Origin of the sequence: Streptomyces sp. NBC_01474, from assembly GCF_035918215.1 — a bacterium.
In the GTDB taxonomy this organism is placed as follows: domain Bacteria; phylum Actinomycetota; class Actinomycetes; order Streptomycetales; family Streptomycetaceae; genus Streptomyces; species Streptomyces aureus.
In genome coordinates this window covers 7,677,386-7,702,030 of the sequence record NZ_CP109449.1, presented here as the reverse complement: position 1 = coordinate 7,702,030, position 24,645 = coordinate 7,677,386, and the positions used below count along the sequence as shown (strand labels likewise).

Sequence of the window (24,645 nt, the reverse complement as noted above, 5' to 3'; positions counted from 1 at the left end):
CAGCCCGTGGCCCGGGTCAGCCGCCCCGCGCGGCGCCCGTGCCGCTGAGGCCGTAGACCCGGTCGGCCGTCACCGAGCCGATCATCCCGGCGACCCGCTGCGCGTCCGCAAGGGACCACGCGCCGTCCGCGACCCAGCCGCCGAGCACCCGCCCGAGCGCCTCGCGGAACAGCCGCGCCCCCACCACATGCAGCTCCGGCAGGCCGTGCGCGCCGCTGGAGAACAGCAGCTTGCCGAACGGGGCGAGTTCGAGGATCTCCGCGAGTACGGCCGCCGCGCGCGCCCCGGTACGGGCGAGCGCCGGGCCGAGGTCCGCGTACACGTGCGGGAAGATCCCGGCGAGGTGCGCCGCGTGCCGGTGGTACGGGTAGCCGTGCAGCAGGATCAGGTCCGTGCCGAGTCCCGCCGTGGCGCGGGCGAAGTCGGTGAGCAGGACCGGGTCGGTGCGGTCGAGGCGCAGGCCGGGTTCGCCGAGGCCCGCGTGGAGTTGCAGCGGCCGGCCCGAGGCCACCGCGATCCACAGGAGGTGGCGCAGGAGCACGGGGTCGGTGAGGGGTCCGCCGACGCGGCGGGCGGCGAGCCAGCGCCCCGCGGCTCCGCGTACTTCGCCCGGTCCCGGCGGCTGTGGCGCGAGCGCGAGGCCGTGCCGTACGCCCGCGACCGAGGTGAACGCGACGGCGTTCGCGGCGGCGCCGTGCACGGACTCGGCGAGGTTGGCGAGGAACGACTCGACGGTGCCCGAGGTGTCGGCGACCTGCTCGGCGAGGAGCTCGAGGCGGACGATCTCGTGCGCGTCCGCGTCGCCGGCCGAGGCCATCTCGCGCGGCCCGGTGAGGTCGCCCGGCAGTCCCGTGTCGACCAGGTACGTGGTGATGCCGCTGCCCCGCAGCAGTCTGCGGCCCGACTCCAAGACGCCCAGTTCGCGGCGGCGCGCGAGGTAGCGGGCGGGCGGGCAGTGCGGTTCGAGGCCGAGAAGCGGCGGACACCAGCGACGTACGGCGAAGCCGGTCTGGGTGTCGAAGAAGGTGGTGCCGGGGGCGGGCGGGCGATCGCCCCGGCCGAGATGGGCCTCGAACGTGCCGAGGCCGAGTTCCGTGCGGAGTACCCCGTGGCAGTACTGGTCCACGAGGGATGGCGTATCGATCATCCGGGCTCCCGTAGATGGACCGTGCTTCTACGGTCCTAACGGGTGAAACCTGCGTCAGGTGTTGGTCTCGTACACCTGACGCATTGGACGGCCGGCTACTTGTTGCTCGGGCCGCCGACCTGGATGCCCGCCATGCGGGTCCACTCGTACGGTCCGGTCTTCACCTTGGCGGCCATTTCGCCGTCGAAGTCCTCGCGGACGGTGATGCCGGCCTTCTCGACGGCCTTGCGGGCGATGGCATCGGAAGGTGCCACGAGGTTGCCCCAGCCGCCGTCCTCGCCGACGAGCGCGATGCGCGTGCCGCGCTCCCCGAGGTACGCGAGCTGCCCCTCGGCGCCGCCGTGCTGCTTGGCGAACGTCCCGATCTCCCGGGCGAGCCGGGCGGCCCTGCGCTCGTCCTTCGCCGCCTGCTTCGGGTCGTCAACCGCTTGAGTGTCTGCCATGAACAGGATGCTACTGAGAGGTAGATCAACTGGCGACGGGCGGGGGGCGTGGCCTTGGCCACTCCCCCCGCCCGTCGGAAAGGTTCCTGGGTGGGTCAGCGCAGGAAGGGGTCCACCGCGACCGCCACGAAGAGGATCGAGACGTAGGTGATCGACCAGTGGAACAGGCGCATCTCCTTGAGCTTCGCGCCCGCCACCTCGGCCTTGGCGCGGTTCTGCAGCCCGTGCGCCTCCCACAGCCAGAACCCGCCGGCGAGGAGGGCGACCGCTGTGTAGAACCAGCCGGTGTAGCCGAGCGGCGTCAGGAGCAGGGAGACGGCGACCATCACCCAGCTGTAGATGACGATCTGCTTCGCGACCACCTTGTTGGAGGCGATGACGGGCAGCATCGGCACGCCGACGCGCGCGTAGTCGTCCTTGACCTTCATGGACAGCGGCCAGTAGTGCGGCGGCGTCCAGAAGAACATGACGAGGAAGAGGATGACCGGGGCCCACGACATCGAGTTCGTGACCGCGGACCAGCCGATGAGGACCGGCAGGCAGCCGGCGATGCCGCCCCAGACGATGTTCTGCGAGGTGCGGCGCTTCAGGATCATCGTGTAGACGACCACATAGAAGAGGAGCGCGCCGAGCGAGAGCCAGGCGGACAGCCAGTTGACGGTCAGCCCGAACAGCAGCGTGGAGATGACCGCGAGGGCGATGCCGAAGGCCAGACACTCCCGGGGGCTGACCATTCCCGTGACCAGTGGACGCTGCGACGTGCGCTCCATGAGCGCGTCGATGTCACGGTCGATGTACATGTTCAGCGCGTTGGCGCCGCCCGCGGAGAGGTAGCCGCCGAGGCAGGTGAGGAACACCAGTTTCAGGTCGGGCACACCCTGCTGCGCGAGGAACATGACCGGAACCGTGGTGATCAGCAGCAGTTCGATGATCCGTGGCTTGGTCAGCGCCACGAATGCCTTGACTCGGGCCCCGAACGGCCGTTGGCTCGGGCTGATGCTCGTCCCGAGTTGCCCCGCTGGACGGGATTCGACGGCCGTCACGCACACCCCTGACAGAGACTCCCAGCAAGCCCCCGGATGTGAAGTCCCGGTAAAGGCTCGCGCGTACCACGCCACTGTAGACGTTGCCTATACCTGGCTCTTCGTGGGGGTCGGTTCGTGTTTCGGAGCACCCCAGATGAGCGGTCGCGCATTCACTTGTCGGGCGGCGCGGATGCCCGTCAGGAGGCGGATTCCGGCACGGCCCCGCAGTCTGGATTGAGTCGAAAAAATGCGCGTACTCGCAGGGGTAGGCTCGACAACAGCCGGTGAGCCCATCATCACCGGCATTCGACATGTGGAGAGGAGCCCTGACCCAGGGTGAGCACCAAGCCGACCACCACAGACCTCCAGTGGACCGAGTTGGACCAGCGGGCCGTTGACACCGCTCGTGTCCTGGCCGCGGACGCCGTACAGAAGGTCGGTAACGGCCATCCGGGTACGGCGATGAGCCTGGCACCGGCCGCGTACACCCTCTTTCAGAAGGTGATGCGGCACGACCCGGCGGACGCCGACTGGGTCGGGCGCGACCGGTTCGTGCTGTCCGCGGGACACTCGTCCCTGACCCTTTACATCCAGCTGTACCTGGCCGGTTTCGGTCTGCAGCTCGATGACCTGAAGGCGTTCCGCACCTGGGGCAGCAAGACCCCGGGTCACCCGGAGTACGGGCACACGACGGGCGTCGAGACGACGACCGGGCCGCTCGGCCAGGGTGTCGCCAACGCCGTGGGCATGGCGATGGCCGCCCGCTTCGAGCGCGGACTGTTCGACCCGGAGGCGGCCGCCGGCACCTCCCCGTTCGACCACCACATCTTCGCGATCGCCGGCGACGGCTGCCTCCAGGAGGGCATCTCCTCGGAGGCGTCCTCGATGGCCGGTCACCAGAAGCTCGGCAATCTCGTCCTGCTGTGGGACGACAACCACATCTCGATCGAGGGTGACACGGAGACCGCGGTCTCCGAGGACACCATGAAGCGGTACGAGGCCTACGGCTGGCACGTGCAGCGCGTGGAGCCGAAGGAGAACGGCGACCTCGACCCCGAGGCCCTGTTCGCCGCGATCGAGGCCGCGAAGGCCGAGACGGGGCGTCCGTCCTTCATCGCGATGCGCTCGATCATCGCCTGGCCCGCGCCGAACGCGCAGAACACCGAGGCCGCGCACGGCTCGGCGCTCGGCGACGACGAGGTCGCGGCCACCAAGCGTGTGCTCGGCTTCGACCCGGAGAAGTCGTTCGAGGTCGCCGACGAGGTCATCGCGCACACGCGTGAGGCCCTGGACCGCGGTCGCGAGGCGAAGGCCGAGTGGGAGAAGTCGTTCGCCGCCTGGCGCACGGCCAACCCGCAGCGCGCCGCCGAGTACGACCGCATCGAGGCGACCGACCTGCCCGAGGGCTGGGAGTCGCACCTGCCGACCTTCGAGACCGGCAAGGGTGTCGCCACCCGCGCCGCGTCCGGCAAGGTCCTCCAGGCGCTCGGCCCGGTCATCCCCGAGCTGTGGGGCGGCTCCGCCGACCTCGCGGGCTCGAACAACACGACGATCGACAAGACGTCGTCGTTCCTGCCGGCGGACAACCCGCTGCCGGAGGCCGACCCGTACGGCCGCACGATCCACTTCGGCATCCGCGAGCACTCGATGGCCGCCGAGATGAACGGCATCGCGCTGCACGGCAACACCCGTATCTACGGCGGCACCTTCCTGGTGTTCTCCGACTACATGCGCAACTCGGTCCGTCTGTCGGCCCTGATGCACCTGCCGGTCACGTACGTGTGGACGCACGACTCGATCGGCCTGGGCGAGGACGGTCCGACGCACCAGCCGGTCGAGCACCTGGCGGCGCTGCGCGCGATCCCCGGTCTGAACGTCGTCCGCCCCGCGGACGCCAACGAGACCGTGATCGCCTGGCGCGAGATCCTCAAGCGGTACACGAAGGTGTTCGGCAAGGGCGCTCCGCACGGCCTCGTGCTGACCCGTCAGGGCGTGCCGACGTACGAGGCGAACGAGGACGCGGCCAAGGGTGGTTACGTCCTGCTCGACGCCGAGGGCGGCGGGCCGCAGGTGATCCTCATCGGTACCGGTTCCGAGGTGCAGCTCGCCGTCGAGGCGCGTGAGCAGCTTCAGGCCGCGGGGATCCCGACGCGGGTCGTGTCCATGCCGTCGGTGGAGTGGTTCGACGAGCAGGACCAGGAGTACAAGGACTCGGTCCTGCCGCCGTCGGTCAAGGCGCGCGTCGCGGTCGAGGCCGGTATCGGCCTGACGTGGCACCGCTTCGTCGGTGACGCCGGACGGATTGTTTCGCTTGAGCACTTCGGTGCTTCCGCCGACGGCAAGGTCCTCTTCCGGGAGTTCGGCTTCACTGGCGACGCCGTGGCCGCGGCCGCCCGGGAATCCCTCGCCGCAACCCAGCGCTGACGCTCATATACGACACGTAGGAGATGCATTTTCCATGACAGACGCACTGAAGCGCCTCTCCGAAGAGGGCGTCGCGATCTGGCTGGACGACCTGTCGCGCAAGCGGATCACCTCCGGCAACCTTGCCGAGCTGATCGACCAGCAGCACATCGTGGGCGTCACGACCAACCCGTCGATCTTCCAGAAGGCGATCTCGCACGGTGACGGTTACGAGCAGCAGCTCGCCGACCTCGCCACCCGCAAGGTCACCGTCGACGAGGCCATCCGCATGATCACGACGGCGGACGTCCGTGACGCCGCCGACATCCTGCGTCCGGTGTTCGACGCGACCGACGGCCAGGACGGCCGCGTGTCGATCGAGGTCGACCCGCGCCTGGCCCACAACACGGCGGCCACCGTCGCCGAGGCCAAGCAGCTGGCCTGGCTGGTGGACCGCCCCAACACGCTCATCAAGATCCCGGCGACGAAGGCGGGCCTGCCCGCGATCACCGAGGTCATCGGCAGGGGCATCAGCGTGAACGTGACGCTGATCTTCTCGCTGGAGCGCTACCGCGAGGTCATGGACGCGTACCTGGCGGGTCTGGAGAAGGCGAAGGCCGCGGGCCTGGACCTCTCCAAGATCTACTCGGTGGCGTCCTTCTTCGTGTCCCGTGTGGACTCGGAGATCGACAAGCGCCTGGACGCCCTCGGTACCGACGAGGCCAAGGCGCTCAAGGGCAAGGCCGCGCTGGCCAACGCCCGTCTCGCCTACGAGGCGTACGAGGAGGTCTTCTCCTCCGACCGCTGGGCCGCGCTCGACAAGGCGCAGGCCAACAAGCAGCGCCCCCTGTGGGCGTCGACCGGCGTGAAGGACCCGGCGTACAAGGACACCCTGTACGTCGTGGACCTGGTCGCGCCCGGCACCGTCAACACCATGCCGGAGGCCACGCTCGACGCGACCGCCGACCACGGTGAGATCACCGGCAACACGATCGCCGGGACGTACGACCAGTCCCGCACGGAGATCGCGGCTGTCGAGAAGCTCGGCATCTCGTACGACGACGTCGTGCAGGTGCTCGAGGACGAGGGCGTCGACAAGTTCGAGGCGTCCTGGAACGACCTGCTCAAGTCGACCGAGGCGGAGCTCCAGCGCCTCGCCCCTTCGGAGGGCTGAGATCTTGACCCCAGTTCATGGAGCGAACCCGCTCCGTGACGCCGCAGACCGACGGCTCCCGCGTATCGCGGGGCCGTCGGGCCTGGTCATCTTCGGTGTCACGGGCGATTTGTCCCGTAAAAAGCTGATGCCCGCCGTTTATGACCTCGCCAACCGGGGTCTGCTTCCACCGGGCTTCTCACTGATCGGCTTCGCCCGACGCGAATGGGAGGACGAGGACTTCGCGCAGGAGGTGCACGACGCGGTCAAGGAACACGCGCGTACGCCGTTCCGCGAGGAGGTCTGGCAGCAGCTCGTCCAGGGCATGCGCTTCGTCCAGGGCAACTTCGACGACGACGACGCCTTCGAGCGCCTGAAGTCGACGATGCAGGAGCTCGACAAGGCACAGGGGACGGGCGGCAACTTCGCCTTCTATCTCTCCGTGCCCCCCAAGTTCTTCCCGCAGGTCGTGCAGCAGCTGAAGAAGCACGGCCTCGCCGACGCGCCCGAGGGTTCGTGGCGCCGCGCGGTCATCGAGAAGCCGTTCGGCCACGACCTCGAGTCGGCCAAGGAACTGAACGCGATCGTGCACGAGGTGTTCGCCCCGGACCAGGTGTTCCGGATCGACCACTACCTCGGCAAGGAGACCGTCCAGAACATCCTGGCCCTGCGCTTCGCCAACACCCTCTTCGAGCCGATCTGGAACCGGTCGTACGTCGACCACGTGCAGATCACGATGGCCGAGGACATCGGCATCGGCGGCCGCGCCGGCTACTACGACGGCATCGGCGCCGCCCGCGACGTCATCCAGAACCACCTCCTCCAGCTCATGGCCCTCACCGCCATGGAGGAACCCGCCTCCTTCGACGCGGACGCGCTCGTCGCCGAGAAGGCCAAGGTGCTCGGCGCGGTCCGGCTGCCCAAGGAGCTCGGCGACCACACAGTCCGCGGCCAGTACGCGGCCGGGTGGCAGGGCGGCGAGAAGGCCGTCGGCTACCTCCAGGAAGACGGCATCGACCCCAAGTCGAAGACCGACACCTACGCGGCGATCAAGCTGGGGGTCGACAACCGCCGCTGGGCGGGCGTCCCCTTCTATCTGCGCACCGGCAAGCGCCTCGGCCGCCGCGTCACCGAGATCGCCGTCGTCTTCCAGCGCGCGCCCCACTCCCCCTTCGACCACACGGCGACGGAGGAGCTCGGCCAGAACGCGATCGTCATCCGCGTCCAGCCGGACGAGGGCATCACGGTCCGCTTCGGCTCCAAGGTGCCCGGCACCTCCATGGAGATCCGGGACGTGTCGATGGACTTCGCGTACGGCGAGTCGTTCACGGAGTCGAGCCCGGAGGCGTACGAGCGGCTGATCCTGGACGTCCTGCTCGGCGACTCGAACCTCTTCCCGCGCACGGAGGAGGTCGAGCTGTCCTGGAACATCCTCGACCCGATCGAGAAGTACTGGGACAAGCACGGCAAGCCGGCCCAGTACCCGTCCGGCACGTGGGGGCCCGCCGAGGCGGACGAGATGCTCGCACGAGACGGACGGAGCTGGCGCCGGCCATGAAGATCGACCTCACGGACACCACGTCCAGCAAGATCAACAAGGCGCTCGTGCAGGGCCGCCGCTCCATCGGCACCCCCGCCGTCGGCATGGTGCTCACCCTCGTCATCGTGACCGACGAGGAGAACGCCTACGACGCGCTGAAGGCCGCCAACGAGGCGTCCCGCGAGCACCCTTCGCGGACCCTCGTGGTCATCAAGCGCGTCTCCCGTTCGCCGCGCGACCGCACGACGTCGAGGCTCGACGCCGAGGTGCGGGTCGGCGTGGAGGCGGGGACCGGTGAGACGGTCGTCCTGCGGCTGTACGGCGAGGTCATCAACCACGCCCAGTCGGTCGTCCTGCCGCTGCTCCTGCCGGACGCCCCGGTCGTGGCCTGGTGGCCGGTGAACGCGCCACTCGACCCGGCCAAGGACCCGCTGGGCGCGCTCGCCCAGCGCCGCGTGACGGACACGTACGCGGCGGAGCAGCCCAACGACGAGCTGGAGGCCCGCGCCGGCGCCTACACGCCCGGTGACACGGACCTGTCGTGGACCCGGATCACGCCGTGGCGCTCCATGCTCGCCGCCGCTCTCGACCAGGTGACCTGCAAGGTCAACTCGGTTGAGGTGGAGGGCGAGGAGTTCAACCCGAGCTGCGAGCTGCTCGCCATGTGGCTCGCGGGCCGGCTCGACGTGCCGGTCAAGCGGTCGGTGTCGTCGGGCCCCGGCCTGACGGCCGTGCGTATGCAGACGGACTGCGGGGCCATCGTGCTCGACCGCCCGGACGGTTCGCTGGCCACACTGTCGATCCAGGGCCAGCCGGACCGCGCGGTGGCCCTCAAGCGCCGCGAGACGTCCGAGCTGATCGCGGAGGAGCTGCGCCGTCTCGACCCGGACGACACGTACGCGGCCGCGCTGAAGTTCGGCGTGGACCGGCTCGGCGACCGGGCGACGGCGACGGGCGGGCAGGATCCCGCGGCCGACACGGCCGCACCGGCCACCGCTCCCGCTCCCGCGAAGAAGGCGGCGGCCAAGAAGGCGCCCGCCAAGTCCGCCGCCAAGAAGTCCGCTTCGAAGGCGGCCGCCAAGTGATGAGCACGGCACCCCAGTTGGTGGTGCACCGCGACAAGGAGCTGATGGCGCAGGCCGCCGCGGCCCGGCTCATCACGAAGATCGTGGACGCCCAGGCCGCCCGCGGCTACGCATCCATCGTCCTGACGGGCGGGCGCAACGGCAACGGACTCCTGGCCGCCCTCTCGGCCGCTCCCGCCCGGGACGCGGTCGACTGGACGCGCCTCGACCTGTGGTGGGGCGACGAGCGGTTCCTGCCGGACGGCGACCCCGAGCGGAACTACACGCAGGCGCGCAAGGCGCTCCTCGACTCCGTGCCGCTGAACCCGGACCGGGTGCACCCGATGCCGGCTTCGGACGGCCCGTACGAGGTGGACGCCGCCGCGCAGGTGTACGCCGCCGAACTGGCCGCCGCGGCGGGGCCGGAGGACCACGGTCCGGTCCCGACGTTCGACGTCCTGATGCTGGGGGTCGGCCCGGACACGCATGTCGCGTCACTCTTCCCCGAGCTGCCGGCGGTCCGGGAGACCGAGCGCACCGTCGTCGGTGTGCACGGTGCGCCCAAGCCGCCGCCCACCCGCATCTCGCTCACGCTCCCGGCGATCCGGGCCGCGCGCGAGGTGTGGCTGCTCGCGGCGGGCGAGGACAAGGCGGAGGCCGCGGCGATCGCGCTGTCCGGCGCGGGTGAGATCCAGGCGCCGGCCGCGGGCGCGTACGGCCGCTCGCGCACGCTGTGGCTGCTCGACTCGGCGGCGGCCTCGCAGCTTCCGCCCGAGCTGTATCCGCCGCACGTCGCCTGAGGATTGCCGCGCGAGACGACACGAACGCAGGGGCCCCGCACCGTAGTTGGTTGGTGCGGGGCCCCTACGCGTGCGCCCTGCGATAGCTGCTGCCGTCGCGCTCCCGTACGAGCAGCCCGTCGTTCACGCAGTACCTGCGCAGCGCCGAGGTGTCCTCGTGGACGGTGCGGAACGCGTCGTTGACCTCACCCTCGGTGTAGGTGCGCTCGGTGTCGAAAAGCGTGTCCGTGAGGTGGACGAGGAGTTCGTGGCGCACGGTGGCGCGGACCGGGATCGAGGTGAGGCGGCCGCGGGCGAAGAACCCCGTGAGGCGGCGCGGCACGGCGGGATGGATCTCCGCCGGGCGCTCGCGGCGGAACACGGAGGGGTCCGCCCGCAGCGTTCCGTCCGGCCGTCGCTCGACGAGCCCGATGGAGACGAGTCGTCCCAGGTGCTTGCGGACGGCCGGGGAGTCCTCGTCGCGCGGCTCCAGCTCGTCCAGCACGATCCGCGCGTAGAGCTTCAGTCGTTCGGGGTCGGCGAGCGCGGACATGAGCTGGTCCATGGGGTCCTCCCGGCAGGTGACGCGACCGGAGCAGTGTCACCCGCCGGAGGCGGCGGCGCACCCCAATTAGATGCGCCGCTCAGGCACTCAACGGCCCCGCAGCTCGCGGTACTTGGCCACCAGCGCCTTGGTGGACGGGTCGAGGCCCGGCACGTCGGCGCCCTCGGTGAGGGCGGGCTCGACGCGCTTGGCGAGGACCTTGCCGAGTTCGACGCCCCACTGATCGAAGGAGTCGATGTTCCAGACGGCGCCCTGGACGAACACCTTGTGCTCGTAGAGGGCGATGAGCTGGCCGAGGACGAACGGCGTGAGCCGCTTCGCGAGGATCGTCGTCGTCGGGTGGTTTCCCTGGAACGTCTTGTGCGGCACGAGTTCCTCGGGCACGCCCTCGGCGCGGACCTCGGCCGGGGTCTTGCCGAAGGCGAGGGCCTGCGTCTGCGCGAAGAAGTTGGCCATCAACAGGTCGTGCTGTGCGACGAGTCCCGGCAGCAGGTCCGCCACGGGCTCGGCGAACCCGATGAAGTCCGCCGGGATCAACTTCGTTCCCTGGTGGATCAGTTGGTAGTAGGCGTGCTGCCCGTTGGTGCCGGGGGTGCCCCAGACCACGGGCCCCGTCTGCCAGTCGACCTCCGTGCCGTCCCGCGTGACGGACTTGCCGTTCGACTCCATGTCGAGCTGTTGGAGGTACGCCGTGAACTTGGACAGGTAGTGCGAGTACGGGAGCACCGCGTGCGACTGCGCGTCGTGGAAGTTGCCGTACCAGATGCCCAACAGGCCCATCAGAAGAGGGACGTTGGACTCGGCGGGGGCGGTGCGGAAGTGCTCGTCGACGAGGTGGAACCCGTCGAGCATCTCGCGGAACGCGTCCGGGCCGATCGCGATCATCAGCGAGAGACCGATGGCCGAGTCGTACGAGTAGCGCCCGCCGACCCAGTCCCAGAACTCGAACATGTTGGCCGTGTCGATGCCGAAGTCGGACACCTTCTCGGCATTCGTCGACAGGGCCACGAAGTGCTTGGCCACGGCATCCTGGCCGGCCCTCAGTCCGGTGAGGAGCCAATTGCGCGCGGAGGTCGCGTTGGTGATCGTCTCGATCGTCGTGAACGTCTTCGAGGCGATGACGAACAGCGTCTCGGCCGGGTCGAGATCACGCACGGCCTCGTGCAGGTCCGCACCGTCCACGTTCGACACGAAACGGACCGTCAGGTCCCGGTCGGTGAAGGAACGAAGCACCTCGTACGCCATCGCGGGACCGAGATCGGAGCCGCCGATACCGATGTTCACGACGTTCTTGATCCGCTTGCCGGTGTGGCCCGTCCACTCCCCCGAACGGACCCTGCCCGCGAAGACGGCCATCTTGTCCAGCACGGCATGCACCTGCGGGACGACATCGACACCGTCGACCTCGACCACCGCACCACGCGGGGCCCGCAGCGCCGTGTGCAGCACGGCCCGGTCCTCCGTCGCGTTGATCTTCTCGCCACGGAACATGGCGTCCCGCAGCCCGAACACATCGGTCGCGGCGGCGAGCTCGCGCAGCAGGCGCAGCGTCTCGTCCGTGATCAGGTGCTTGGAGTAGTCGACGTGCAGGTCGCCGACCTGGAGCGCGTAGTCGGAGCCGCGCGCCGGATCGGCGGCGAACAGCTCACGCAGCTGCACGTCTCCGAGTTCTTCCCGGTGCTTGGCGAGCGCCGTCCACTCGGGCATCTGATTGAGCCTGGTACGGCTTTCTGCGTTCATCTCGGACTTCAGCCTTCTCTCGTACCTGAGTACGTACCTTGCCCCGCTGCTTGACCAACCTAATTGATCAGGGCCCGGTATACGGCATCTGTCCGGACCGCTACGGCCGAACGAGTCCGGCCGGACACTTGGGTGTGTCCGGCCGGTGCTCAAGTCCTAGATCTCGCCCCGCAGTTTGGCGAGCGCCTCCGCGAGGATCGCCTCGCCGTCCGCGTCACTGCGCCGCTCGCGCACATACGCGAGGTGCGTCTTGTAGGGCTCGGTGCGCGGCGGGTCCGGCGGGTTGTCCCGGTCCTGCCCGGCAGGGAAGCCGCAGCGCGGACAGTCCCAAGTCTCCGGCACCTGCGCGTCGGAGGCGAAGCTCGGCTGCGTCTCGTGCCCGTTGGAGCACCAGAAGGAGATGCGCAGACGCGGCGCGGACTCGCCGCGCTCGGCCTCGCCCATCGGCCCCGCCCCGACCCGACTTCCTCGGATCGCGTTGCCACTTGCCACGGTCGTAACTCCCTGCGTGATGGTGCCGCGGAGCTTGTCGGCGTCTCACTCCGCCGCGGGCGCCTCAGTCTACGTAAGGCCCAACGCGCGTCCAGTGATTGGAGTTACATCCCCGCCCCTAGACGCAAGCCCCATGATAGGCCGCGCCGGAGGGCGCGTACCGAACATGGGGCCTTATGTGCGCGATGTGCAGGTGCGACGACGTCAGTTGTTGACCTTCATGAGCAGGCCGAGCACGACAATGCACGCGAACCACAGCAGACCGAGCACGATGGTGATGCGGTCCAGGTTGCGCTCGGCGACCGACGAGCCGCCGACGGACGACTGCATGCCGCCACCGAACATGTCGGAGAGACCGCCACCCTTTCCCTTGTGCATCAGCACAAGGAGCATCAGCAGCAGGCTGAAGACGATCAGGGCGATCGAGAACCCCATAACCACGGCTGGTCCCTACTTCCTGGCAATTCTCTCGGACTGAACTGATACGTACTGCGATGTATCCGTACTGCGACTTATACGTGCTGCGGGGGCCCGGTGGAAAGCCACCCGGCCCCCGCAAGGGTACGACGTAACGCCGCTACCGCATACTCACGGCCTGTTCGTTCGCCTCCGGGGCGCTCCGTGCCGGTGTCGAGAGGCCGACGCGCCCCCGCGGCTCACTGGTCGCGGAACCGGATGATCTTGACGAACTCCTCGGCGTCGAGCGCCGCGCCGCCGACGAGGGCGCCGTCGACGTCGGGCTTCGACATGATCTCCGCGACGTTCCCGGACTTCACCGAGCCGCCGTACTGGATGCGGACCTTGTCGGCCAGCTCCTGGGAGTACAGCTCGGCGAGCTTGCCGCGGATCGCCCCGCAGACCTCCTGGGCGTCGTCGGCGCCGCAGACCTTGCCGGTGCCGATCGCCCAGACCGGCTCGTACGCGATCACGACGGTCTCGGCCTGCTCGGCCGGGATGTCCTTGAGACCGCCCTCGACCTGCGACAGCGTGTGCGCGACGTGGTTGCCCGCCTCGCGGACGTGGAGCTCCTCGCCGACGCACAGGATCGGGGTCAGGCCGTGCTTGAAAGCGGCCTTCACCTTGGCGTTGCAGACCTCGTCGGTCTCGTCGTGGTACTGCCGGCGCTCGGAGTGGCCGACCGCCACGTACGTGCACTTGAGCTTGGCGAGCATCGGGCCCGAGATCTCACCGGTGTAGGCACCGGAGTCATGGGCCGAGATGTCCTGGGCGCCGTACTTGATCTTGAGCTTGTCGCCGTCGACCAGGGTCTGTACGGAGCGCAGGTCGGTGAAGGGCGGCAGGACCGCGACCTCGACGGCGTCGTAGTCCTTGTCGGCCAGCGCGAAGGCGAGCTTCTGGACGTGGGCGATGGCCTCGAGGTGGTTGAGGTTCATCTTCCAGTTGCCCGCCATCAGCGGCGTGCGGGTGGTCATTGAGGTCAGTCCTCCAGTGCGGCAAGGCCGGGGAGCGTCTTGCCCTCAAGGTATTCGAGGGAGGCGCCGCCGCCGGTCGAGATGTGGCCGAATGCATTCTCGTCGAAGCCAAGGAGCCGGACGGCCGCGGCGGAGTCGCCACCGCCGACGACCGTGAAGGCCGGGGAGTCGAGGAGCGCCTGGGCGACCGACTTGGTGCCCTCGGCGTAGTCGGGGTGCTCGAAGACGCCCATCGGGCCGTTCCAGAAGACGGTCCCGGCGTCGGCGAGCTTCGATGCGTACAGCTTGCGGGTCTCCGGACCGATGTCGAGACCCTCCTGGTCGGCCGGGATGGCGTCCGCGGCGACGGTGGTGGGGTTGGCCGGGGCCTTGGTCTTGAGATCGGGGAAGTCCGGCGAGACCAGGACGTCCACGGGGAGCACCAGCTCGACGCCGTTGTCCTCGGCGCGCTTGATGTACTCCTTGACGGCCGGGATCTGGTCCTCCTGGAGGAGGGAGATGCCGACCTCGTGGCCCTGGGCCTTGAGGAAGGTGTAGGCCATGCCGCCGCCGATGAGCAGGCGGTCGGCCTTGCCGAGCAGCTGGTCGATGACGGCGAGCTTGTCGGAGACCTTGGCCCCGCCGAGCGCGACCACGTAGGGGCGCTTGACCTCGTCGGTGAGCTTCTTCAGGACGCCGACCTCGGTGGCGATGAGGTAGCCGGCGTAGTGCGGCAGGCGGGCCGGCAGGTCGTACACGGAGGCGTGCTTGCGGTGCACCGCGCCGAAGCCGTCGCCCACGTAGACATCGGCCAGCGCGGCCAGCCGGTCGGCGAACTCGCCGCGCTCGGTGTCGTCCTTCGACGTCTCACCGGCGTTGAAGCGGAGGTTCTCGATGACGGCGACCTGGCCGGGCTCCAGACCGTCCACCGCGTCGTGGGCGGCGGGGCCGACGGTGTCCTGGGCGAACGCGACCGGCTTGCCGAGGAGCTCGGCGAGGCGCTCGGCGGCCGGCAGCAGCGAGAACGCCGGGTCCGGTGCTCCCTTGGGGCGGCCCAGGTGGGAGGCGACGATCACCTTGGCGCCTCCGTCGGCCAGGGCCTTGACGGTGGGCAGGACGGCGCGGATGCGGCCGTCGTCGGTGATCTTGCCGTCGGCGAGAGGCACGTTGAGGTCGGCGCGGACGAAGACCCGCTTGCCCTCGACCCCTTCGGCGAGAAGTTCGTCGATCGTCTTCATGGCTGGACTCCTGGACTTCTTGGGTGGGCTGACGCACAACAGGGCCCGGACGGCGCGGCGTTGCGCGGTCCGGACCCTGTGCTCACATCGAGATGCCGGCTCTGGATTTAGAGCTGGCCGCCGACGAAGACCGTGAGGTCGACGAGACGGTTGGAGTAGCCCCACTCGTTGTCGTACCAGCCGAGGATCTTCACCGAGTTACCTTCCTGAACCATGGTCAGGGAGGAGTCGAACGTGCAGGACGCCGGGTCGCCGACGATGTCGGAGGAGACGATCGGGTCCTCGGTGTAGGACAGGTAGCCCTTGAGGTCGCCGTCCTCGGAGGCCTTCTTGAACGCGGCGTTGACCTCGTCCTTGGTGGTCTCGCGCGCCAGGGTGACGACCAGGTCGGTGGCGGAGCCGGTCGGGACCGGGACGCGCATCGCGATGCCGTCGAGCTTGCCCTTGAGCTGCGGGAGGACCAGGGCGGTCGCCTTGGCGGCACCGGTGGTGGTCGGAATGATGTTCTCGGCGGCGGCACGGGCGCGGCGCAGGTCCGAGTGCGGGAAGTCCAGGATGCGCTGGTCGTTCGTGTACGCGTGGACCGTGGTCATCAGGCCCTTGACGATGCCGAAGTTCTCGTCGAGAACCTTGGCCATCGGCGCCACACAGTTCGTGGTGCAGGACGCGTTCGAGATGACGTGGTCCGTCGCCGGGTTGTACTGGTCCTGGTTGACGCCCATCACGATGGTGATGTCCTCGTCCTTGGCCGGAGCCGAGATGAGGACCTTCTTGGCGCCGCCGGCGATGTGCTTCTCGGCGTCGGCCTTCTTCGTGAAGATGCCGGTCGACTCGATGACGATGTCGACGCCCAGCTCGCCCCACGGGATGTCGGCGGGGTTGCGCTCGGAAAGGACCTTGATGGTGTGGCCGTCGACGGTGATCGTGTCGGCGGTGTGCGTCACCTCGGCCTTGAGGCGGCCGAGGATGGTGTCGTACTTCAGAAGGTGTGCGGTGGTCGCGGTGTCACCGAGGTCGTTGACAGCCACGATCTCGATGTCTGCACCCTGCTCAAGCAGCGCGCGGAAGTAGTTACGCCCGATGCGGCCAAAGCCGTTGATGCCTACGCGGATCGTCACGAACCGATCTCCTCGTTGGTACGCCGGTTTTAGACGCCGGCGAGTTGTATGGGATGTCCCCGACCGCCTCCGACCCTACCTCTCCGAAGCCCTCCGAGTGACATTGAGTGGACCCTTGTGCGGCCCGGCGGCCCGTACCGCCCAGTAGGGGTACGGACCGCCGGGATTCCCGCTCATCTGGCGCTTTTCGCGAAAAGTGAGCGGGGTATTTTGTCCGGTTTTCGGCTTGGTGGTTTTCAGCTCTTCAGGGAGGCCAGTGCCTTCCCCACGAGCACGCTCCGCTCGGCCGCCGTGGCGACGTGTTCGAGACCGAATCCGAGGAGCACGGTGTCCTTGGTGCTGACGGCTCCGTAGGTCTTGAACAGTTCACCCGCACGGGCCCAGTTCTTGGTGACGACGGGGCTGCCCGGGGGCGGGCCCGCGACCGTCCAGGCGCCGAACGACGACTCGAAGCCCTCGGTCTCCTTCGCGGCGCCGCCGATGACGACGGACGCGTTGTCGGCGAGGACGCCGTGGCCGCCGCTGCCGGGGTCGGTGATGTAGCTGAGCGAGACCTCGACCGTCTTGCCCGCGTAGGCGCTCAGGTCGAAGGTGACCGGCTTCCAGCCGTCCGAGGCGCCCGTGAAGCTGTTCCAGGAGCCGGAGGTGCCGGTGGCCGTGCAGCCCGCACTGCCGGGCGTCAGATAGCGCTTGAGCGCCGGGTGCTCCTTGATCAGGAATCCGGCCTCGCACTCGGCGGGGACGGCGTTCGTGGTGGCGCCGCCGGCCTCGGGCAGCGTCGTCCAGTCCTCGGCGCCCGCCGTGTGCGCCTCCAGCACCGCGTGGTCGTAGCCGGGTTCGGTGTCCCACAGGAGCTGGAACTTCAGGGACGGCTTGTCGGCGGCGGAGACCCCGGTGAGATCGATGGTGCGGGTCAGGCGCTGCCAGCCGTCGTCCGTGTGCACGGCGGCGGCCATGGAGCTGCCCTCGAACGGGCTGTACGGGTTGGGGGTGCCCGCGTACGCACCGGCGCCCGCGCTCGTGAACTGCGGGTAGTCGGCCTTGGACAGCACGTCGGAGGTGGCCTGGTAGGTCGCGGCGATGTTCAGCGGGTTGCCGGGAGCGTCGCCGAGGCCCGCGGCCGCGCCGGTGAGCACGCCGGATCCGGCGAACTTCGTGGCGCCGGGTGTCGACGTACGTGAGTACGCGCCCAAGTAGTACTGACTGAAGTCGTTCGTGGTCGTGTCGCCGATGGCGACGGAGCCGCCCGCCTGCTCACCGGCCTCGATCAGCTTGCCGCCCTCGTTGAGGTAGTCGCGCAGGGCGAGTTGGGTGGTGAGGCCGGGACGGTCGGCGCCCGTGTAGTGGACGACGGTCCTGAAGTGGTCGAGCACCGCGAGTGCGTCCGGGGCGCCCTGGGTGGCGACGTTCCACACGAGCGGGGTGCGGCCGTTCGCCTTCAGCGCGTCCACGTAGGCCTTGGTCTGCTGGCCTGTGGCGTCGTTCTCGGCGACGACGAGGGTGTCGGCCCCGGGCCGCTCGGCCACGGTGTACGTGAAGTGCTCGCTGGAGGTGCGCTTCCCGGACTTGCCGCGTCCGGTGAACCAGACCTCGACCTTGTCGCCCGGGTCCGCGCCCTCGATCCTCGCGCGGTACGCGTCGAAGTGGAGGTTGTCGTCGCCGCCGTAGGTCTCGCCGCCCTTCCAGGCGTGCAGGTCCTCGTCGTGCGTACGGCCGCCGTCCACACGGTAGTTGAGCTCCTTGTCGCGCACCGACTTGCGGACGGTCACCGAGACCTCCTGGTCGGCGCCGCGCGCGTACGAGGTGCTGAAGGCGGCCGGGGTGAAGTCGGGGGCGTCGAGGCCGACCGAGGAGGACGGCCGATCCGGGTGCGCCGCGGTCTCGGCCACGGAGAGCGCGAACGGGATGTTCTTGGCGAACTCCTGCTGGATCAGCTTCTCGTCGTCCGGGAAGGTGAAGACCGACTCGCAGTCCTCGGGGCGCCACTGGTCGTCCGGGTCCACGGCCGACGCGGTCTGGCACTCGCTCATCTCCGGGGTGAACATCCCGGTGCCGTTGACGTTGCCCGCGTGCCCGTCCGCCTCGCCGTTGGTGGTGTACAGCTCGGAGGAGACCTGCGGGTGGTAGCCGGGGATCGCGGAGTTCTCGGGGGTCCCGGCGAGCGCCTTGTAGAGCACGTCGTCCGGCGTCGGCGTGGCCACCTGCCAGCCCACTCCGTAGAGCAGCAGCTCGGCCGCGGAGTGGTAGTTGATGGCGTACCGGAAGCCGATGCGCTTCTCGAAGGCGTCGAGGGCCTTCGTCTCGGGTTCGGAGCCGGGGCTCGCGCCGCGGTAGGTCTCGCTGGCGGGGCTCGGGGACGAACCCTCGTCGTCGTAGCCCCACTTGTAGGCGAAGTTGCGGTTGAGGTCGACGCCGTCGCCCGTGGTGATCGCGCCGTCGCCGTTCACGTCCCGCATGTTCTTGCGCCACTGGCGGTCGCCGTCGGGGTTGAACGTCCAGTCGTACCCGTCGGGGTTCGCCGACAGGACGAACCACATCTCCGTGGAGTCGACGATCTTCTTGATGCGCTTGTCCTTGGAGTAGTTGTCCAAGTAGTAGTGCATCAGGCGGCGGGTCATCTCGGGGGTGATCCACTCGCGGGCGTGCTGGTTGGACATGTAGAGCACGGACGGCTTCGAGCCGTCCCTGGTCGTACGGGCGCCCTTGGTGAGCTTGACCGCCAGGATGTCCTTGCCCTGGAGCGTCTTGCCGATGGAGACGACCTTGGTGAGGCCGGGGTGGGCCTGGCCCGTCCGGACGATCTCCTCCTGGAGATTGCCCTTGCCGCTGTAGGGGCGGAACACACCGTCGCCCGCGGCCGCCACACGGGCTCGCGCCTTGGCGGAGAGCGTGTGCTCGGTGAGTTCGACGCCCTTCTTCTCCAGCTGCTTCGCCTGCTTGTCGGTGAGGTAGACCTCGACCTCGGCCTTCCCCTTCTCGGGGGCCTGTTCCCCGAGTTCGTGCCCGTCCTGCCCGGCCGCGAGGAGCAGGGGTACCTGCTCCTTCGTGACCTCGGCGCGGAACACCTTGACCGGATCGGCGTCCGTCCGGTGTGCACCGCCGCTCTGCGCCTGGGCGACGGGCGTCAGTCCCGCGCCTCCCAGTCCGCCCAGAATGAGTGCCGTGGTGGCGAGGATCGATCTCGCTCTTCGTCTCATGAGCCCCCCTTGCAGTTGTGTACCGCAGAAGCAGGTGAGTACCGCAGAAGCTGTGGTGTCCCGCAGAAGTCGCGGTGTACCGCAGAAGCGAACAGACGCCAGACTCATGACAGTTCATGGTCAAGTCAAGGGTGCGTCAAAGAGGTCTCGTCAGACCCCGCGTGGTCCCCATGCGCAGCGAAAACGCCGGTGCCCGTGCCCCGGCGGGGCACCGGCACCGGCGTGAGTCATTCCGCTCCGGGGTCAGCCGGCGAGATTGTCGGCCATCTCCTCGGTGATGTTCGACTCCGTGCCCGGGATGCCCATGTCCTGGGCCCGCTTGTCGGCCATCGCGAGCAGCCGGCGGATGCGGCCCGCGACGGCGTCCTTCGTCAGCGGCGGGTCGGCGAGCGCGCCCAGCTCCTCCAGGGAGGCCTGCTTGTGCTCCATGCGCAGCCGCCCGGCGGCCGCGAGGTGCTCCGGCACCTCGTCGGCGAGGATCTCCAGGGCGCGCTGCACGCGGGCCCCGGCGGCGACGGCGGCGCGCGCCGAGCGGCGCAGGTTCGCGTCGTCGAAGTTGGCCAGGCGGTTGGCGGTGGCGCGGACCTCGCGCCGCATCCGCCGCTCCTCCCAGGCGAGCACCGACTCGTGCGCCCCCATGCGGGTGAGCAGGGCGCCGATGGCGTCCCCGTCCCGTACGACGACCCGGTCCACCCCGCGTACCTCACGGGCCTTGCCCGCGATCTGGAGCCGGCGTGCGGCGCCGACCAGGGCGAGCGCGGCCTCCGGGCCGGGGCAGGTCACCTCCAGGGAGGAGGAGCGGCCGGGCTCGGTGAGCGAGCCGTGCGCCAGGAACGCACCGCGCCAGGCCGCCTCGGCGTCGCAGGTGGCCCCCGAGACCACCTGCGGCGGGAGACCCCGGATCGGGCGGCCGCGGCCGTCGACAAGACCGGTCTGGCGGGCCAGCTGGTCACCGCCGGCCACGACCCGTACGACGAAGCGCGAGCCCCGGCGCAACCCGCCGGGCGCCATCACGATCAGTTCCGAGCTGTGCCCGAAGATCTCGAGGATGTCCCGCTTCAGCCGTCGTGCCGCCATCGCGGTGTCCAGCTCCGCCTCGATCACGATGCGGCCGCTCACCAGGTGGAGCCCGCCCGCGAAGCGCAGGATGGCCGAGACCTCTGCCTTTCTGCAGCAGGTCCGGGTGACGGGAAGCCGGGAGATCTCGTCCTTCACCGCTGCCGTCATCGCCATGGGCCGATCCTTCCATGCATCCGAAAAATACGGTCGTACGCGGCGGCCAACAGCTCCGGATCGTGCCTCGGAGTCCCGTCGGGCCTGGCCACAGGCGCCAGCTCGACCGCAGCGCCGAAGCCCTCCTTGGCGGCGTCGGTCAGGGACTCGCGATCAGGCACGGCGGCCTCGTCGGCCAGCACCACGTCCAGGGCGAGTTTAGGGGCGTGTCGTCCCAAAACCTCCAAATGACGCTGCGGTGAGAACCCCTCGGTTTCTCCGGGCTGCGGCGCGAGGTTCAGCGAGAGGACCCTGCGGGCCTTCGTCACCGTCAGCGCGTCGAGCAGCTCGGGGACCAGCAGATGCGGGATGACGGAGGAGAACCAGGAGCCGGGGCCGAGCACCACCCAGTCGGCGTCGAGCACCGCGGCGACCGCCTCGGGGACGGCCGGCGGGTCGTGCGGCACGAGGTGCACGGACTGCACCTCGCCCGGCGTGAGGGCCACCGTGGCCTGGCCGCGCACCGTGTCGACGTCGTCGGGGCGGGCCGGGTCATGCCCCTTGACCAGGGCCTGGAGCTCCAGCGGGACCGCGGACATGGGCAGGACGCGCCCCTGCGCGCCGAGCAGCTTGCCGACCAGGTCGAGGGCCTGCACATGGTCCCCGAGCTGCTCCCACAGGGCGACGATCAGCAGATTGCCGACGGCGTGCTCGTGAAGGTCGCCCTGGGACTGGAAGCGGTGCTGGATGACGCGGGCCCAGGTCTGGCCCCAGTCGTCGTCGCCGCACAGGGCCGCGAGGGCCTTGCGCAGGTCGCCGGGCGGCAGGACGCCCAGCTCGTCACGGAGCCGGCCGCTGGAGCCGCCGTCGTCGGCGACGGTCACCACGGCGGTGAGATCGCCGGTGATGCGCCGCAGGGCCGCCAGGGACGCGGACAGGCCCATGCCGCCGCCGAGGGCGACGACCTTGGGCTGGGCGCCGCGCCGGCGGCCCGTGGGAGGAGTGACCCGGCGGAGCCTGCTGCCGAGCCGGAGTGTGCGACCGGTCATTCGCGGCCCATGTCCCGGTGGACGACCACGGTCTCCACGCCCTCCGCCGCGATGCGCGCGGCGAGCTTCTCCGACATGGCCACCGAGCGGTGCTTGCCGCCGGTGCAGCCGACCGCGATCGTCACGTACCGCTTGCCCTCGCGGCGGTACCCGGCCGCGATGAGCTGGAGCAGCTCGGTGTAGCGGTCGAGGAACTCCTTGGCTCCGGGCTGACCGAAGACGTAGCTCGCCACCTCTTCGTTCAGGCCGGTGAAGGGGCGCAGCTCGGGGACCCAGTGCGGGTTCGGCAGGAAGCGCATGTCGACGACCAGGTCGGCGTCGACGGGCAGGCCGTACTTGAAGCCGAACGACATGACCGTGGCCCGCAGCTCGGGCTCCTCGTCACCGGCGAACTGGGCGTCCATCTTGGCCCGCAGTTCGTGCACGTTCAGGCTGGAGGTGTCGATGACCAGGTCGGCGTCGCCGCGCAGCTCGCGCAGGAGCTCGCGCTCGGCCGCGATGCCGTCGACGATGCGGCCGTCACCCTGGAGGGGGTGCGGGCGGCGCACCGACTCGAAGCGGCGCACCAGGGCCTCGTCGGAGGACTCCAGGAACACGATGCGCCGGGTGACCTGGCGGGACTCCAGGTCGGCGAGGGACTGGTGGAGGTCGTCGAAGAACCGGCGGCCGCGTACGTCGACGACGACGGCGATCCGGGCGACGTTCCCCTGGGAGCGGGCGCCGAGCTCCACCATCGTGGGGATCAGCGCGGGCGGCAGGTTGTCGACGACGAACCAGCCGAGGTCCTCCAGACACTTGGCGGCCGTGGAACGCCCGGCGCCGGACATCCCGGAGATGATCACCAGTTCGGGGATGGCCGCGTCGGACGCCCCGGCGGTCTCGCTCGTCGTACCCGTACTCACCTGTGCTCCGTCTGTCTCCGCAACCTGGCCTGCCCGGTCATCGGGGGCCGGCTGTGGTGCTGCCTGTTCGCCCTGCTCGTTCTCGTTCATGGCTCCTGCCCCCGTCGTCCTTCCGAGGTGGCCGCGGCCGTGGCCGCGGGGTCCTCGTCTTCAATGATCTCTCCTGTGGCCGTGTTCACGGCCGGTGCGGCGGGTTCCGCGCGTGCGAAGGCCGCCACGATCGTCTCTGCCGTCTTGAGACCTATGCCGGGAACCTCGCAGATCTGATCGATTGTGGCCGATCGCAGGCGCTTCACCGAACCGAAGTGCTTGATCAGGGCCTGCTTGCGCGTGTCCCCGAGGCCGGGCACCTCGTCGAGCGGCCCGGCCTTGAAGCGCTTGGCCCGCTTGGTGCGCTGGTACGTGATCGCGAAGCGGTGCGCCTCGTCACGTACGCGCTGCAGAAGGTAGAGCCCTTCGCTGGTGCGCGGCAGGATCACCGGGTCGTCCTCGTCGGGCACCCAGACCTCTTCGAGGCGCTTGGCCAGGCCGCACACCACGATGTCGTCGATGCCCAGCTCGTCGAGCGCCCGCTTGGCCGCAGCCACCTGCGGCTGCCCGCCGTCGACCACGACCAGCTGGGGCGGGTACGCGAACCGCTTGGGGCGGCCGTCGTCCTCGGTGAGACGGGACTCGATCGGGCCGTCCTCGTCCGCCGGCTCGGCATCGGACCACTCCCCCGACTTCTCCTGCGCCGCCAGGTAGCGCTTGAAGCGGCGCGTGATCACCTCGTGCATGGAGCGGACGTCGTCCTGCCCCTCGAAGCCCTTGATCTGGAAGCGCCGGTACTCGCTCTTCCTGGCCAGGCCGTCCTCGAAGACGACCATGGAGGCCACGACGTCGTCGCCCTGGAGGTGGGAGATGTCGTAGCACTCGATGCGCAGCGGGGCACTGTCCAGCTCGAGAGCCGCGGCGATCTCCTCGAGGGCGCGCGAGCGCGTGGTGAGGTCGGAGGCGCGCCTGGTCTTGTGGAGCGCGAGCGCCTGCTGCGCGTTCCTGTGGACCGTCTCCATGAGCGCCTTCTTGTCGCCGCGCTGCGGGATCCTCAGCGACACGTTCGACCCGCGGCGCGTGGTGAGCCATTCCTGTACGGGTTCCAGAGGGTCGGGCAGCGCGGGCACGAGGACCTCCTTGGGCACGGCGTCCCCGCGCTCCTCGCCGTACAGCTGCTGGAGCGCATGCTCGACGAGGTCACCGCTGGTGACCGCCTCGACCTTGTCCGTGACCCAGCCGCGCTGGCCGCGCACGCGCCCGCCCCGCACATGGAAGATCTGCACGGCGGCCTCCAGCTCGTCCTCGGCGAGGGCGATCAGGTCGGCGTCCGTGGCGTCGGCAAGGACGACGGCGCTCTTCTCCATCGCCTTGCGCAGGGCCTCTATGTCGTCACGCAGGCGCGCGGCGCGCTCGTACTCCATCTCCTCGGCGGCGTCCGTCATGTCCTTCTCGAGACGGCGGATGTACGTGCCGGTACGGCCGGTCATGAAGTCGCAGAAGTCCTCGGCCAGTTCGTGATGCTCCTCGGGCGAGACGCGGCCTACGCACGGGGCCGAACACTTGCCGATGTAGCCGAGGAGGCAGGGGCGGCCGGTGCGGGCGGCGTTCTTGAAGACGCCGGCGGAGCAGGTGCGGACCGGGAAGACGCGCAGCAGCAGGTCGACGGTGTCGCGGATGGCCCAGGCGTGCCCATAGGGACCGAAGTAGCGCACGCCCTTCTTCTTCTGGCCGCGCATGACCTGCACGCGCGGGAACTCCTCGTTCATCGTCACCGCGAGGTACGGATAGCTCTTGTCGTCGCGGTACTTGACGTTGAACCGGGGGTCGTACTCCTTGATCCAGGAGTACTCCAGCTGGAGTGCCTCGACCTCCGTGGACACCACGGTCCACTCCACGGACGCGGCCGTGGTGACCATCGTGCGGGTGCGGGGATGCAGGTGCGCCAGGTCCTGGAAGTAGTTGGCCAGGCGCTGGCGCAGGCTTTTCGCCTTCCCGACGTAGATCACCCGGCGGTGCTCGTCGCGGAATCTGTACACCCCTGGGGAGTCCGGGATCTGTCCCGGCTGGGGGCGGTAGCTGGAGGGGTCGGCCATGTCAGACACCCTACTTGCGGCCACCGACAGTGAGGTTGCC

Annotated in this window: 20 protein-coding genes; 5 read left to right on the top strand and 15 right to left on the bottom strand. The window is 69.5% G+C overall.

Annotated features, from left to right (window positions below; all coding sequences use genetic code 11):
- Positions 1-16: 16 nt before the first annotated feature.
- The 3 genes from OG758_RS35080 to OG758_RS35070 all read right to left on the bottom strand — a co-directional run bounded on the left by OG758_RS35080 (position 17) and on the right by OG758_RS35070 (position 2,639).
- Complete coding sequence (locus OG758_RS35080) at positions 17-1,147, bottom strand: amidohydrolase family protein (RefSeq protein ID WP_326713585.1); 1,131 nt, start codon at positions 1,145-1,147, stop codon at positions 17-19.
- 95 nt (positions 1,148-1,242) lie between these two features.
- Positions 1,243-1,590, bottom strand: coding sequence for a hypothetical protein (locus OG758_RS35075; RefSeq protein ID WP_266565591.1), 348 nt, complete (start codon positions 1,588-1,590; stop codon positions 1,243-1,245).
- 95 nt (positions 1,591-1,685) lie between these two features.
- A complete protein-coding gene (locus OG758_RS35070; RefSeq protein ID WP_326713584.1) occupies positions 1,686-2,639 on the bottom strand; it encodes a heme o synthase in 954 nt (317 codons plus the stop codon).
- Positions 2,640-2,951: 312 nt separating this feature from the next.
- Here OG758_RS35070 and tkt point away from each other — a divergent pair, with 312 nt between their 5' ends.
- The 5 genes from tkt to pgl are packed head-to-tail and all read left to right on the top strand — an operon-like array spanning position 2,952 to position 9,575.
- Positions 2,952-5,039 (top strand): transketolase, encoded by a 2,088-nt coding sequence (tkt, locus tag OG758_RS35065; protein ID WP_326713583.1) that lies wholly within the window; start codon positions 2,952-2,954, stop codon positions 5,037-5,039.
- Between the two features lie 34 nt (positions 5,040-5,073).
- Entirely contained in the window at positions 5,074-6,192 is a 1,119-nt protein-coding gene (gene tal / locus OG758_RS35060; RefSeq protein ID WP_326713582.1) for a transaldolase, read from the top strand.
- A gap of 4 nt (positions 6,193-6,196) precedes the next feature.
- Entirely contained in the window at positions 6,197-7,729 is a 1,533-nt protein-coding gene (zwf, locus tag OG758_RS35055) for a glucose-6-phosphate dehydrogenase (protein WP_326713581.1), read from the top strand.
- Positions 7,726-8,796, top strand: a complete 1,071-nt coding sequence (gene opcA / locus OG758_RS35050; RefSeq protein ID WP_326713580.1) for a glucose-6-phosphate dehydrogenase assembly protein OpcA — start codon at positions 7,726-7,728, stop codon at positions 8,794-8,796. Before zwf ends, opcA begins: the two co-directional genes overlap by 4 nt.
- Positions 8,796-9,575: a 6-phosphogluconolactonase gene (gene pgl / locus OG758_RS35045; RefSeq protein WP_326713579.1), complete on the top strand. Its 780-nt coding sequence runs from the start codon at positions 8,796-8,798 to the stop codon at positions 9,573-9,575. Before opcA ends, pgl begins: the two co-directional genes overlap by 1 nt.
- Before the next feature lie 64 nt (positions 9,576-9,639).
- Here the strand turns inward: pgl and OG758_RS49145 are convergent, their stop codons facing one another.
- From OG758_RS49145 to uvrC, 12 genes are all read right to left on the bottom strand, one after another.
- Positions 9,640-10,119: a DUF2087 domain-containing protein gene (locus OG758_RS49145; protein ID WP_442810371.1), complete on the bottom strand. Its 480-nt coding sequence runs from the start codon at positions 10,117-10,119 to the stop codon at positions 9,640-9,642.
- A gap of 87 nt (positions 10,120-10,206) precedes the next feature.
- Positions 10,207-11,859, bottom strand: a complete 1,653-nt coding sequence (gene pgi, locus OG758_RS35035) for a glucose-6-phosphate isomerase (RefSeq protein ID WP_326713578.1) — start codon at positions 11,857-11,859, stop codon at positions 10,207-10,209.
- Positions 11,860-12,015: 156 nt separating this feature from the next.
- Positions 12,016-12,351: an RNA polymerase-binding protein RbpA gene (locus OG758_RS35030; RefSeq protein WP_003976875.1), complete on the bottom strand. Its 336-nt coding sequence runs from the start codon at positions 12,349-12,351 to the stop codon at positions 12,016-12,018.
- 204 nt (positions 12,352-12,555) lie between these two features.
- Positions 12,556-12,786 (bottom strand): preprotein translocase subunit SecG, encoded by a 231-nt coding sequence (gene secG, locus OG758_RS35025; RefSeq protein WP_100592391.1) that lies wholly within the window; start codon positions 12,784-12,786, stop codon positions 12,556-12,558.
- Positions 12,787-13,007: 221 nt separating this feature from the next.
- Complete coding sequence (tpiA, locus tag OG758_RS35020; RefSeq protein ID WP_326713577.1) at positions 13,008-13,784, bottom strand: triose-phosphate isomerase; 777 nt, start codon at positions 13,782-13,784, stop codon at positions 13,008-13,010.
- A 5-nt stretch (positions 13,785-13,789) separates the two neighbouring features.
- A complete protein-coding gene (locus OG758_RS35015; protein WP_326713576.1) occupies positions 13,790-15,001 on the bottom strand; it encodes a phosphoglycerate kinase in 1,212 nt (403 codons plus the stop codon).
- Between the two features lie 107 nt (positions 15,002-15,108).
- Positions 15,109-16,119: a type I glyceraldehyde-3-phosphate dehydrogenase gene (gene gap / locus OG758_RS35010; RefSeq protein WP_266565571.1), complete on the bottom strand. Its 1,011-nt coding sequence runs from the start codon at positions 16,117-16,119 to the stop codon at positions 15,109-15,111.
- Between the two features lie 236 nt (positions 16,120-16,355).
- Positions 16,356-19,316 carry a M14 family metallopeptidase gene (locus OG758_RS35005; RefSeq protein WP_326713575.1) on the bottom strand — a complete coding sequence of 987 codons (2,961 nt, stop codon included), beginning with the start codon at positions 19,314-19,316 and terminating at the stop codon, positions 16,356-16,358.
- A gap of 243 nt (positions 19,317-19,559) precedes the next feature.
- Positions 19,560-20,549, bottom strand: a complete 990-nt coding sequence (gene whiA / locus OG758_RS35000; RefSeq protein WP_116502730.1) for a DNA-binding protein WhiA — start codon at positions 20,547-20,549, stop codon at positions 19,560-19,562.
- A complete protein-coding gene (locus tag OG758_RS34995) occupies positions 20,540-21,577 on the bottom strand; it encodes a gluconeogenesis factor YvcK family protein (RefSeq protein ID WP_266565566.1) in 1,038 nt (345 codons plus the stop codon). The genes whiA and OG758_RS34995 overlap by 10 nt, the downstream gene beginning before the upstream one ends.
- Positions 21,574-22,569 (bottom strand): RNase adapter RapZ, encoded by a 996-nt coding sequence (rapZ, locus tag OG758_RS34990; protein WP_326713574.1) that lies wholly within the window; start codon positions 22,567-22,569, stop codon positions 21,574-21,576. Before rapZ ends, OG758_RS34995 begins: the two co-directional genes overlap by 4 nt.
- On the bottom strand, positions 22,566-24,605 hold the full coding sequence (gene uvrC / locus OG758_RS34985) for an excinuclease ABC subunit UvrC (protein WP_326713573.1): 2,040 nt from the start codon (positions 24,603-24,605) through the stop codon (positions 22,566-22,568). Before uvrC ends, rapZ begins: the two co-directional genes overlap by 4 nt.
- Positions 24,606-24,645 lie beyond the last annotated feature (40 nt).